Genomic DNA, 13,105 nt, shown 5'->3' on the forward strand with positions numbered 1-13,105 from the left:
TCAGACATTTATTTTCTGGCAATGTAAAAGGGCTTCCCGAAGGAAGCCCTTTTTTTCTTTTTAGTTCGCGCTGGTGTAGGGTCAGAGCGATAAATTCCTGTGAACATCTGGAAATATCATCGCAGATTTTGTCAGTAAAAAATATGTGCTGTTTCACATTTCCGGAGATTGCCGGTGAAATCTCTGCGGTTCATTTATTGGTTACCAGCGTTGGTTCATCCTGTTGATTTTTGACATGGTTTTGTCAAAACGCTGGTTTGCTGCTCGCTCCGGACGGGAACGACCAAACGTCTGCCAGACCCACGCAACCGCTACCGCCAGTAATAGCCAGGGCAGTAATTTCAGGGCGATAAACAGGAAACCAGATAGCAGCATTACCACGGTACCGACCAGCAAGGCAGCCAGAACACCGATCACCGACACACCGGTCAACAGCAACATAACAAAAAAGCCGGCGACAAATAATAATTCCATGATCCACTCCTCAGCGAATAATGACTATTTTCAGACTGCAGGGAGTATTACAAGAATCGTGCCAGCCAGTAAAAAACATAACCCGCTGAAATTTATTAATAAAATAAATCAGATATTCAGCTGGAGTGGTGAAAATAACTAAAGAGTGGTGTGAAAATCAGTTTATATTTGCCGGAAAATCTCCGGCAAATGATCAACGTTCTGCCACCAGCGCCAGTGCCTGCTCAACTACGCGAACATCAGCACCTGGTTTATGTGCATTTTCACTTAAATGGCGACGCCATTGTCTTGCTCCCGGAATTCCCTGGAACAGCCCCAGCATATGGCGGGTAATGTGTCCGAGGTAAGTTCCCTGACTGAGTTCAGCTTCAATATAAGGATACATTGAGCGAACGACCTCTGCAGAGTCAGGCACCGGAGTTGCCGCACCAAAAATTTGCTGATCGACCTGAGCCAGCAAGCCGGGATTCTGATAGGCTTCACGCCCCATCATCACACCATCCATATACTGCAAATGGACCTTTGCTTCTTCCAGGGTCTTTATTCCGCCATTGATTCCCATCCGCAGATGTGGGAAATCGCGTTTAAGCTGATAAACCCGTGGGTAATCCAGCGGTGGTATTTCACGGTTCTGTTTCGGGCTCAGACCTGAAAGCCAGGCTTTACGGGCATGAAGAGTAAAGGAACCACAGTCACCTTGCTCAGCCACGGTACCGATAAAATCACAAAGGAACTGGTAGCTGTCCTGCTCATCGATCCCGATACGGGTTTTCACCGTCACCGGAATAGTCACGACCTCACGCATCGCTTTAATACAGCGGGCCACCAGCTCTGCTTCAGCCATCAGGCAAGCCCCGAAACGACCATTCTGTACCCGATCAGACGGGCACCCGACATTCAGGTTAATCTCGCTGTAGCCCCGCTGTTCTGCCAGTCGGGCACACTCCGCTAATGCCAGCGGATCACTGCCGCCGAGTTGCAGTGCAACGGGCTGCTCTTCCTGAGAAAAAGCGAGGTAATCCCCTTTGCCATGGATAATCGCACCGGTAGTCACCATTTCGGTGTACAACAGCGTCTCAGCTGTCAGCTTACGATGGAAATAGCGGCAATGCCGATCAGTCCAGTCGAGCATTGGGGCTACTGAGAAGCGATCAGCCTGAAAAACTGCACTCGCGCTATCCTGCTGTTGCGGAGCCCGGGCCAAAGGAGTGTCGGTCTGAATATTCATGAAATCATCGTTAAATTGCTGTGGATTGTGATCAGGGGCAGGATAATAGCATAAATTAACGTCAGGTCCGCCAACTAAAAAGCAGACTGGATCTCAGCAATCCATCGGTACAACCACCAGTTATTGCACCTCTCTCTCCCCCTCCTGAAATTCTACCCTGTCTGACGAAATAAACCGGGTAAGGCAAAACCGACATTTTTAATTTATTCCGACGTAAATCATAATAGTTTTTCTGCTTCAGAATATAATCGTACAACGGCATATCACAGAAGCTAAGCCGGGGTTCAGCCGAAAAATAATATTGAGGCTTTTTATTAATGACTAATAAAAATATTCTGATAATCCGGCAGCTATAATTAGCAAAAGAAACAATTACCATGATAATAGTTAGTCAGTTAAGTTAACTTAGCATCTGCCTGACAGTAAATAAACTGGCTATTATTTAGCCACAACACTGCCGAATTTTCTTTGGTAAACTGAATGGAAACCGAAAGCATTAGTTAAATTTCATTGACCTGAAATCTGCAAAGGCATACCCTTTTGCCAGACAGCATTTCTTATCGTAAGCCACCAGAATGACTATAGAATTAAGTATTATTGTACCTTGCTATAACGTTGGAATGTATATTGAAGAGTGTCTTTCTTCTGTTCTCCGGTATATGGACGACACTGCCGAACTTATTATTGTTAATGATGGCTCTACCGATGATACCCGCGAGAAAATAGTGACTACTATTGCTGGTTATCAAAATAAAAAGATCCATATTATCGATCAGGAAAATAAAGGAATTTCTGCAGCCAGAAATGCCGGGTTAAATGCCAGTTCAGGAGCATGGGTCTCTTTTCTTGACTCAGATGATAGCTATACCGAATATTTTTTCGATATCTTTAATAAGAAAATAAAACACTCTTCTGCTGATCTGGTGGAATTCGATGCCAATATCATTCGAAACACAGGCTCCCCGGAATATTTCAGTTGTTCATCTCTGCCAACAGAGAACGTTAATGGCGGTGAGACTGATTCCCTGATTCCGGTATTCAGGCAGGCGAAATGGTTCACATGGTCAAGAATTTACAAAAGATCATTACTGACTAACAACAACATTCAGTTTCCTGAGGGGCTAATCTACGAAGATATTGCAGCTATCCCGTTGTGCTATTTGTCGTCGTCAAGCGTTGCCCGGATTAAGATCCCACTGGTCAATTACCGGGTGCGGGAGGGTAGTCTGTCAACCCATGTAAACAGTAAAGATATCAATGATCTGATTGCAGTTATGGAGATTTATAAATCGCTTAAAACCCGATATTCACGGCGTCAGCACCCGCTGCTCGCGCTGGTCATGGAAAAATGTTTTAAACGAATCAAAGAATTAGCTGGAAAAAATCAGTTCCACCTTTCTGACAAACAGCTACATACCGTCAGAAGCTGCCTGCTGGCTTATCTGCGCAATTATTCTTTAAGTAAGAAAATAAAATTTATGTTTATCCGTTTATATATGCAGAGTGCTGTTTATCGCAGAGCGAAATAGCTAATGCTGCAGATGATGAAGCTGGCAGCGATATGGCTTTCCGGTGCCTAAAGGTTGCTGCTCCCGACACACATCATCAACATTAAAATGCCAGTCATGCTAAGATAGCGCATTATCGGAGACCATTTGTCGGAGAAAGCTATCATGCAAAACCAACTTCCTGCACAAATTCTTGCTGAGGCGCAGAACCTTTGCATGAAGCGTGGGGTGCGTATGACGACCCAGCGTGCTGAAGTTTTACGTCTGATGGCTGAACAGTATGGTGCGATCAGTGCTTATGATCTGCTGGATAAACTACGGATTAGTGAACCGCAGGCTAAACCCCCAACAGTCTACCGCGCACTGGATTTCCTGCTGGAGCAGGGTTTTATTCACCGGGTGGCCTCCAACAACAGTTACGTGGTCTGCCCGCATTTTGAACACCCATCTCACACTTCGGTGATGTTAATTTGCGACCATTGTGCTTCGGTCAGTGAACGGCATGCTGAAGGCGTAGAAAAGCTGATTGGTACCCAGGCTAAACTGGCGGGATTTGCGCTGCGTCATACGGTCATAGAAGTGCATGGCTTATGCGAAAAATGCGCAGAAATTGCGGCCTGTGAGACCCCGGACCATTGCCAGCATGATCATACTACTGAAACAAAAAAGCGCCCCGGACGTTAGTCACCCGTTGACGTTTCTCAGGGAGCAAACCAGCTCTGATGGCGCTGATGGTAATTCCAGCGTCGCCACAAAGTGATCCCGCGCAGCAGCATAAACACACACAAAGCCAGCCATACTCCGTGATTTCCCAGCCAGGGGATGGTGCACAGCGTCAGGCCAAAACCTACAGCAGCTACCGCCATACTGTTCCGCATCTCTTTACCGCGGGTAGCACCAACAAATAAACCGTCCAGCAGATAACATCCTACCCCTGCGATTGGTAAAATAACCTGCCAGATCAGATAGTGATCGGCCAGTTGCCGTAGCGAGGGTAAGGATGTCAACATATTGACAATATAGGGTCCGGCCAGTGCATAAATCAGTGAGAATGCCACAGCCACGATCCCGGCCTGACGGCAGGAAGCATGCCAGACTTCCGGTAACCGCCCTGATTGCCGGGCGCCATAGGCCTCACCAGAAACTGCCTCTACTGCGTAAGCAAATCCATCGAGCGCATAGGAGGTAAACGACAGAAACATCATCAGCAAGGCGTTCACCGCGACAATGTCGCCTCCCAGTCTGGCTCCTGTCATCGTCAGCGAGGCAAAACAGATCTGCAGCAGCAATGAACGCAGCAAAATATCACGGTTCAGGCCCAGTACCCGTTTGATGTCTCCCCGCCAACCGCCCGGTAATGAACGCAGCTGAATTCCCTGACGGTTAAGCACCCGCCACACCAGCACCATACCAGTCAGCAATGTCACATATTCGGCAATCACTGTTGCCCCGGCCGCGCCCCGCACCCCCATGTGCAGATGCAGAACCAGCAACAACTCCAGAATAATATTTACCAGATTCCCCGCGACCAACAGAATGACAGGTGCTCTGGCATACTGAACACCCAGCAACCATCCCAGAATAACCAGGTTAGCAAAAGTCGCCGGTGCGCTTAGCCAGCGAACATCAATAAATTCGCGAGCCTGCTGCAAAATAGCCGGATCCCCACCGATAACCAGAGTGGCAAGATGGCTAAGCGGCTGCCGAAACAATAAAAACAGCACACCTGCCAGCAGGCTGACAATCATCGGTTGCACCAGTGCACGGACCAGCGCCGGGTTATTTTTTCCACCCCAGGCCTGAGCCGTCAGCCCCGTGGTACTCATTCGCAGGAAAAGTAATAACATAAACAGAAAGCTGGTAATGGTGGTTGCTACTGCAACTCCACCCAGATACACCGCACTGTTCAGATGACCAATGACTGCAGTATCAACCAGTCCCAACAACGGTACGGAGATATTCGACAGAATCATTGGCAACGCCAGTCGCCAGAGCTGTTTATCGGTACGGTTAAAAAAAGACATGGATTATCCTGCAGCTGAATACGGCGACGGGGAATAGGTTATTTCACAGAAAACTGACTAAGACAGGCAGGCCCGAAAATTTCGGGCCCGGGGTCGCTATTTCAGAACGCCCCGCATGGCCGGGATTACAGTACCGGCCGAAAAACCGGATACCGGAACAGATGACTGTAGTTTACAGCCATTCACCGTTGCGAATAACACCAACAGCAAGGCCTTCTACCGTCAGGTTTTGTTCACGGACATCGACAACAATAGGGGAAAACTCACTGTTTTCCGGCAGAAGATGTACGGTATTACCCTGCTTTTTCCAGCGTTTAACCGTGACTTCATCGTCGATTCTGGCAACCACTACCTGACCGTTTCGCACATCCTGGGTTTTATGAACAGCCAGCAGATCACCGTCCATAATACCAATGTCTTTCATCGATGTACCGCTGACTCTCAGCAGGAAATCAGCCGCTGGCTTAAACAGGGCCGGATCCACCTGAAAATGGCTTTCAATATGCTGCTCAGCCAGCAGTGGCTCACCTGCCGCAACCCGTCCAATCAGTGGCAGTCCTTCGGTTGTCTCTTCTTCCATCAATAACCGGATGCCACGTGAGGCACCTGAAACAATCTCAATCACGCCTTTGCGGGCCAGAGCTTTCAGATGCTCCTCAGCAGCATTAGGGGAGCGAAATCCCAGTCGGGAAGCAATCTCAGCGCGAGTCGGTGGCATCCCTGTCTGTTGAATATGGTCGCGAATCAGGTCATAGACCTGCTGCTGCCTGCTGGTTAATGCTTTCATCCCGCCCCCTGGTTGTTTATACAGTCGCTGTGAGTATATACAGGTATTTGGGAAATGAAAACTAAAAACCGTCATAAAACAAACAACTGTCGGTTACTATTCCACCACTCACCACCACTGCCACAATACTGAAACCCAGACAAAGGCTGCCAACAGTAAAGCGATAAACACCGCCGCGGAGCCCATATCTTTTGCCCGACCAGATAAAGGATGGAGCTCCGGTCCGAAACGGTCTACGACCGCCTCAATAGCACTATTCAGAATTTCAACAATAATCACCAGTACTACTGAACCAATCAACAGAATACGCGATACCGTGTCTATCTTCAGACAGGCAGCAATAATCACCGCCACGACAGCAAGCACAGTTTCCTGGCGAAAGGCGGCTTCGTGTTTCCATGCTGCCCGCAATCCTTGCCACGAGTAGCCTGCCGCTTTAATTACCCGCCGCCATCCTGCTGTTGTACCCGCCATCAGGGGTTACTCCTTTTCGTGATAAAATTTCCGTCATTCTCAGACATGTTTACTTGCATCCTCACAGATATTCTTTGCAGTTTCTGGTATGCTTGCGCCGCTTTGCTAACATAAGAGGCTGCAGATTTGTCTATGTCAGGTTGGCGTAAACTTTATTATAAATTACTGAGTTTTCCATTATCTTTGCTGGTTAACAGCAAGGTGATACCGGGAGACCCTGTCTCCGAACTGGGTCTGGATCCCACGCGTCCTATTATCTATGTATTTCCGTATGATTCCAAAGCCGATCTCCTGGCGATGCGGGAGCAGTGCCTGAAGCATGATCTGCCTGATCCATTGCTGCCTGTTGAGATAGATGGTCATTTCCTGCCACGTCATGTGTTTATCCATGACGGGCCACGGTTGCTGCCCTATTTCACCCCGAATCAGGAAACCGTCAAAATATTCCATGATTACCTGGATTTGCACCGCAATAATCCGGCACTGGATGTTCAGCTGGTTCCGGTATCAGTGATGTTCGGTCGTGCGCCAGGTAAAGAGATTCAGGGCGGAAATACCCCGCTGCTGCGCGAGCTGAACGGAATACAGAAATTCTTCGCTATCCTGTGGCTCGGCCGCGACAGCTTTGTGCGCTTTTCGCCAAAAGTCTCTCTGCGACAGATGGCGGATGAGCATGGCACAGATCAGACCATTGCCCATAAATTATCCCGGGTGGCGCATATCCATTTTTCCCGCCAGCGGTTGGCAGCGGTAGGCCCACGCCTGCCTGCTCGTCAGGATCTGTTCAATAAATTGCTGCAATCCAAAGCCATTGCCAAAGCCGTGGAAGATGAGGCTCGCAGTAAGAAAATCTCCTACGATATGGCACAGAAAAATGCAGTGGCCATGATGGAAGAGATTGCTGCTGATTTTACCTATGAAGCCATTCGTATCACAGACCGTGTAATGGGCTGGCTGTGGAGTCGGTTGTATAAAGGCATTAATGTCAGCGGTGGCGAACGCATTCGCCAGCTGGCTCAGGACGGTCATGAACTGGTCTATGTGCCCTGCCATCGCAGCCATATGGATTACCTGCTGCTTTCCTATGTGCTGTATCATCAGGGGCTGGTACCTCCGCATATTGCGGCCGGGATTAACCTGAACTTCTGGCCTGCCGGGCCGATTTTCCGCCATCTGGGCGCTTTCTTTATCCGCCGGACCTTTAAAGGCAACAAACTGTATTCAACAGTATTCCGTGAATATCTCGGTGAATTATTCAGCCGTGGCTATTCGGTAGAATATTTTGTTGAAGGCGGCCGTTCCCGTACCGGACGGTTACTTGAGCCAAAAACCGGCACCCTGACCATGACCCTGCAGGCGATGCTGCGTGGTGGTAACCGGCCAATTACGTTGATCCCCATCTATATTGGTTATGAGCACGTAATGGAAGTCGCGACTTATGCCAAAGAGTTGCGCGGAGCGACCAAAGAGAAAGAGAGCCTGTTGCAGATGTTGCGTGGGTTACGCAAGCTGCGCAATCTGGGGCAAGGTTACGTTAACTTCGGAGAGCCTCTGCCGCTGGTTAACTATCTGAATAATAATGTCCCGGAATGGCGCGAAGCCATCGATCCGATTGAACCACAACGCCCGGCATGGATGACCCCGGTCGTTAATGACATTGCTCGTCAGGTGATGGTACGGATTAACAATGCCGGCGCTGCTAATGCCATGAACCTGTGCGTTACCGCATTGCTGGCATCACCGCAACGTTCACTGACCCGTGAGCAGCTGATTCAGCAGCTGGAGTGTTACACCAGCTTATTGCGTAACGTGCCTTACACCAGTGGCAGCACGGTTCCGGAAATGAGTGCTCAGGAATTAATTGATCATGCCATGAGCATGAATAAATTCACTACCGAACATGACAACATTGGTGAAATGATCATCCTGCCGAAAGAGCAGGCAGTGTTGATGACCTATTACCGGAATAATATTCTGCATCTGCTGGTCATGCCGTCGCTGATTGCTGCGATTATTCATCAGCATAAAACGGTGAGCAAACACGATTTGCTGCAGCAAGTCACACTGATTTATCCGATGTTGAAAAGTGAATTGTTCCTGCGTTGGGAAACTGCGGAGTTACCAGATGTACTTGATAGTCTGTGTGCTGAGCTGGTCAATCAACAACTGATTTCACAAGCAAATGATCACTTCACAGTAGTTCCTGAAAATGCCCGGGTGCTTGGGTTGCTGGCTGCTGGTGTCAGAGAGACACTACAACGCTACGCCATTACCTTTGCCATACTGAATGCAAAACCATCGATTAACCGGGGAACGCTGGAAAAAGAGAGCCGGACCCTGGCACAGCGACTGTCAGTATTGCATGGCATTAATGCACCAGAATTCTTCGATAAAGCTGTATTTACCGGGTTAGTGCTTACTTTGCGTGACGAAGGCTATATCAGTGATAAAGATGATGCTGATCTGTCGAAAACAGGGATGATGCGGCAAATTCTGCTGGACCTGACCACCAGCGATGTCCGTCAGACCATCGAAAATGGTATTGCCAGCGACAGCGAATAATTACCGGTGATTGCTGTCGCCAGCAAAAAGGGCGCTCCTTAACGGGAGCGCCCTTTTGTTTTGCTGATACCGGCTACATCAGATTAATAAAAGGTAAAGTACTCAGGACGATGCCGGCAAAAATCACCAGTCCGACATAATTATTATTCAGAAACGCCTGGAAGCAGGCATCTCTGTCACGTCCGGCAGCCAGACGTTGCTGATAAATAAAGAAACCGGCAGCGACCACTAGAGAGAGATAAAACCAGCCATTCAGACCCAGTAAGCTACCGGCAATAATCAGCAGAACCAGGGTTGCTAACTGCAACAAACCAATAATCAGTTTGTCATGACGGCCAAACAGAATTGCCGTCGATTTTACTCCAATCTTCAGATCATCATCACGATCGACCATGGCATACAGCGTATCATAAGCGACCGTCCAGCAGACATTTGCCAGAAATACCAGCCAGCAGGCTAAAGGTAAGCACCCACTCACAGCCATCCATGCCATAGGGATAGCCCAGCCAAATGCCGCCCCCAGCACCACCTGCGGCAGATGCGTATAGCGCTTCATAAACGGGTATGCGCTGGCCAGCACCAGCCCACCGACAGATAACAACACGGTTTGACTGCCCATGGTCAGCACCAGCAAAAATGCCACTAGCACCAGGCTGATAAATAATATTTTTGCTTCTTTTTCTGTGACCAGCCCGGCGGGTAATGGCCGTAGTTTGGTCCGTTTCACATGACCATCTACTTTTCTGTCGGCATAATCATTGATCACACAACCGGCAGCACGCATCACAATAACGCCCAGAACAAAGACCACCAGTACAGATAGCGGCGGCAATGTCAGCCCGGCCAGCCATAGCGCCCAGAGAGTTGGCCACATTAATAACAAAGTACCGATAGGTTTATCGATACGCATCAGGCGTTTGTACGCCTGGAATTTGGTTACTTTTACGGTGTCCTGCACAGATCCTGTCATCCTTTCACTCCGTCCTGGTACAGGGGAGATGACGGTAAAAAAATTTCGGTTAACATCAGGGGCTTTCCAGAAAGACGAAGTAATGAATATCTGCCCCACAAATCATCATTTTTTCCGGGACGAATAAAATCACGACTCAGTAATGGCGAAGAAAATAAGTAACGACCTAACGGGCATTCCCCGAGTGAGGTCAGTGCTGCATCACGTCCTGTCAGCGTTGATTCCGGCAAAATGGTTCGTCCCATCAGCCAGGGAACATTGTCGCCGCTGAGCATGACTTCACGCAGCCAGTAGCGTTGTTGGTGGTCAAATGCACAATCCCCGGCTTCATGTGCCAGTAACGACTGACTATCGATAAACCCTTCCCGTAGCACATCAACCGTTAATGACTGGCAGTAAGACTCCAGTCTGGTGGTCATTGAAAGTTCCTCAAACAGCCAGCTTCGGACCCCGGGGGACAGCTCTGGCGCGCTCAGTGACAGCCATTGAAGCTGATAGAGTTTGAGAAGTTCCTGTACAGACATTCGGGTTCCCGGAAAATCAGTTATTATCGCGACGGTAATCTAAGGAGAGTGCCGCAGAGCATTTCACTGCGGCACTATAGCAGACTCACACCTGTTGAGCAGGATCTTCTGTGCAGTAGACCCTGGTAAAACAGCATAATCTGAATCCTGAAACAGCGATTATTCCCTTTTCAGTCTTTTTGAATTCGCCAGCCAAAGAGTCCCGACCAGAATCAACAGTGCAGCGGAGTAGCATAACGTATCAAAGGGATTTTTATGGTCAACAATGATTAAACGAATGATCGCCGTCACACCGATATAGATAAAATAACGCAGCGGGAAATGAAAACCGGACTGAAAATATTTCACAATCAAGGCGATAAACTCAAAGTACAGGAAATAAATGACAATCCCTTCTATCAGCAAATAGGATGAAGATTCTTCGCCGGTATGAAACAACACATTGGCCAGATGCAGAGTTTCTTTACCGAGGAAAATTACCAGGATTATTGCCAGTGCAATCAACCCGATATTCAGTATCCACTGTAGAATGGTCGCGATAATCGCGCCCAGCGTTTTCTTTTCTGTATTCTCTGATATTGACATTCTGCCCCCCAAAAAAATAACCTGCAAAAACTACCAAACGGTTCATCCGCACAATAGCGCATCCCGGCACGGCTTGCAGTATTCCTCAGGCGTAGGCATAAAAAAAAGCGGCACTGCTGCCGCTTTGTTTTTAAATCGTTAATTAGCTGTTAACGCCATTCTTTATAACGGTTAATCAGGCCATTTGTAGAGCTGTCATGGCTGCTGACTTTTTCATCACCACCCAGTTCCGGCAGAATACGGTTAGCCAGTTGTTTGCCCAGTTCAACACCCCACTGATCAAACGTGAAGATGTTAAGAATTGAACCCTGAGTAAAGATTTTATGCTCATACAGAGCAATCAGTGCACCAAGAGAGAAAGGTGTGATTTCACGCAGCAGGATTGAGTTGGTCGGGCGATCACCCTCAAACACTTTAAACGGAACAATGTGCGCTACTTCTGCGGCAGTTTTACCAGCATCAGTAAACTCTTTCTCTACCACTTCACGTGATTTACCAAACGCCAGAGCCTCGGTCTGTGCAAAGAAGTTAGACAGCAACTTCGGATGGTGATCACTGAGCGCATTGTGAGTAATGGCCGGAGCAATAAAGTCACAAGGGATAATTTTGGTACCCTGATGAATCAGCTGATAGAACGCATGCTGACCATTAGTTCCTGGCTCACCCCAGATAATCGGTCCGGTCTGATAATCGACAGCTTTGCCTGTACGGTCAACAGATTTACCGTTAGACTCCATATTGCCCTGCTGGAAATAGGCAGCGAAGCGGTGCATATACTGGTCGTAAGGCAGAATGGCTTCTGTTTCAGTGCCGTAGAAATTGTTGTACCAGATACCAATCAGTGCCAGCAGCACTGGCAGGTTTTTCTCTGCCGGAGTATTAGCAAAGTGCTGGTCCATGGCATGAGCGCCGCTCAGCAGCTGCTCAAAATTCTCAAAACCTACCGACAGAATAATTGACAGGCCAATCGCTGACCATAATGAGTAGCGTCCGCCAACCCAGTCCCAGAATTCAAACATATTGTCAGTATCAATACCAAACTGCGATACCGCTTTGGCATTGGTGGACAGAGCCGCAAAATGGCTGGCAACGTGTTTTTCATCACCTGCGCTGGCCAGGAACCAGTCACGAGCACTATGCGCGTTGGTCATGGTTTCCTGGGTAGTGAACGTTTTTGACGCCACGAGGAACAGAGTCGTTTCCGGGCTCAGGTCCCGCAATGTTTCAGCAATATGGGTGCCATCAACATTGGAAACAAAATGCATGTTCAGGTGATTTTTATACGGACGCAGAGCTTCTGTAACCATAAACGGCCCTAAATCTGAGCCGCCGATGCCGATATTAACCACATCAGTGATTGGTTTGCCGGTATAGCCTTTCCATTCTCCACTGATAATGCGTTCTGAGAAGCTTTTCATCTTCTGCAGAACCGCATTAACTTCCGGCATCACATCTTTGCCATCAACAAGGATTGGAGTGTTACTGCGGTTACGTAGAGCAACATGCAATACTGCGCGATCTTCGGTGCGGTTGATCTTCTCACCAGAGAACATCGAGGCAATGGACCCACTCAGATCGGTTTCTTTCGCCAGTGCCAACAGCTTTTCCAGCGTTTCGGCGTTGATGCGGTTTTTAGAATAATCGATGAGGATTTGGTCATCAAAAGTGGCGGAGAATTTGGAGAATCGTTGAGGGTCCTGTGCGAAGTGTTCAGCAATGCTCACATCTTTCATAGTGGAGAAATGCTGTTGCAGCGCCTTCCATGCATCAGTTTGTGTCGGATTAATATTTTTCATAACAACACTCTTATTGATTAATGAACTGTGAATCTGGCTTCAGCATAAATTCACTTCCGGATATGCTGACCGCAGTCATACATTGCCACAAAGTGAAGCTATGATTAAACAACTACCCCGACGTGGCTGAATTCAGCGGCCACTCCGGCGTAAGATTAGACTCAGTATGACGA

General features: G+C 48.3%; 12 protein-coding genes. 3 read left to right on the forward strand and 9 right to left on the reverse strand.

Features of this window, described 5'->3' with window-relative positions:
* Positions 1-201 precede the first annotated feature (201 nt).
* Together pspG and dusA are read right to left on the reverse strand one after the other, a co-directional pair.
* Positions 202-477: an envelope stress response protein PspG gene (gene pspG, locus A7K98_RS18285; protein WP_087489847.1), complete on the reverse strand. Its 276-nt coding sequence runs from the start codon at positions 475-477 to the stop codon at positions 202-204.
* A 190-nt stretch (positions 478-667) separates the two neighbouring features.
* Positions 668-1,606: a tRNA dihydrouridine(20/20a) synthase DusA gene (gene dusA, locus A7K98_RS18290; RefSeq protein WP_232461651.1), complete on the reverse strand. Its 939-nt coding sequence runs from the start codon at positions 1,604-1,606 to the stop codon at positions 668-670.
* 671 nt (positions 1,607-2,277) lie between these two features.
* Here dusA and A7K98_RS18300 point away from each other — a divergent pair.
* Both A7K98_RS18300 and zur read left to right on the forward strand, forming a co-directional pair.
* Positions 2,278-3,231 carry a glycosyltransferase family 2 protein gene (locus A7K98_RS18300; protein ID WP_087489850.1) on the forward strand — a complete coding sequence of 318 codons (954 nt, stop codon included), beginning with the start codon at positions 2,278-2,280 and terminating at the stop codon, positions 3,229-3,231.
* A 144-nt stretch (positions 3,232-3,375) separates the two neighbouring features.
* Positions 3,376-3,894: a zinc uptake transcriptional repressor Zur gene (zur, locus tag A7K98_RS18305; RefSeq protein WP_087489851.1), complete on the forward strand. Its 519-nt coding sequence runs from the start codon at positions 3,376-3,378 to the stop codon at positions 3,892-3,894.
* Between the two features lie 17 nt (positions 3,895-3,911).
* Here zur and dinF read toward each other — a convergent pair whose 3' ends face one another.
* From dinF to A7K98_RS18320, 3 genes are all read right to left on the reverse strand, one after another.
* Entirely contained in the window at positions 3,912-5,234 is a 1,323-nt protein-coding gene (gene dinF, locus A7K98_RS18310) for an MATE family efflux transporter DinF (RefSeq protein ID WP_087489852.1), read from the reverse strand.
* Positions 5,235-5,406: 172 nt separating this feature from the next.
* Positions 5,407-6,021 carry a transcriptional repressor LexA gene (gene lexA, locus A7K98_RS18315; protein ID WP_087489853.1) on the reverse strand — a complete coding sequence of 205 codons (615 nt, stop codon included), beginning with the start codon at positions 6,019-6,021 and terminating at the stop codon, positions 5,407-5,409.
* A 108-nt stretch (positions 6,022-6,129) separates the two neighbouring features.
* Positions 6,130-6,495 carry a diacylglycerol kinase gene (locus A7K98_RS18320; RefSeq protein WP_087489854.1) on the reverse strand — a complete coding sequence of 122 codons (366 nt, stop codon included), beginning with the start codon at positions 6,493-6,495 and terminating at the stop codon, positions 6,130-6,132.
* Positions 6,496-6,627: 132 nt separating this feature from the next.
* On the opposite strand from A7K98_RS18320, the gene plsB reads away from it, so the two are divergent.
* Positions 6,628-9,057, forward strand: coding sequence for a glycerol-3-phosphate 1-O-acyltransferase PlsB (gene plsB, locus A7K98_RS18325; RefSeq protein WP_087489855.1), 2,430 nt, complete (start codon positions 6,628-6,630; stop codon positions 9,055-9,057).
* A gap of 73 nt (positions 9,058-9,130) precedes the next feature.
* Here plsB and ubiA read toward each other — a convergent pair whose 3' ends face one another.
* The 4 genes from ubiA to pgi all read right to left on the reverse strand — a co-directional run bounded on the left by ubiA (position 9,131) and on the right by pgi (position 12,932).
* Positions 9,131-10,027, reverse strand: coding sequence for a 4-hydroxybenzoate octaprenyltransferase (gene ubiA, locus A7K98_RS18330; RefSeq protein WP_407703088.1), 897 nt, complete (start codon positions 10,025-10,027; stop codon positions 9,131-9,133).
* A complete protein-coding gene (gene ubiC / locus A7K98_RS18335; protein WP_087489856.1) occupies positions 10,024-10,551 on the reverse strand; it encodes a chorismate lyase in 528 nt (175 codons plus the stop codon). The genes ubiA and ubiC overlap by 4 nt, the downstream gene beginning before the upstream one ends.
* Positions 10,552-10,710: 159 nt before the next feature.
* A complete protein-coding gene (psiE, locus tag A7K98_RS18340) occupies positions 10,711-11,136 on the reverse strand; it encodes a phosphate-starvation-inducible protein PsiE (RefSeq protein ID WP_087489857.1) in 426 nt (141 codons plus the stop codon).
* Between the two features lie 149 nt (positions 11,137-11,285).
* Positions 11,286-12,932: a glucose-6-phosphate isomerase gene (gene pgi / locus A7K98_RS18345; protein ID WP_087489858.1), complete on the reverse strand. Its 1,647-nt coding sequence runs from the start codon at positions 12,930-12,932 to the stop codon at positions 11,286-11,288.
* Between the last annotated feature and the right edge of the window lie 173 nt (positions 12,933-13,105).

Source organism: Tatumella citrea (assembly GCF_002163585.1).
Taxonomy (GTDB): domain Bacteria; phylum Pseudomonadota; class Gammaproteobacteria; order Enterobacterales; family Enterobacteriaceae; genus Tatumella; species Tatumella citrea.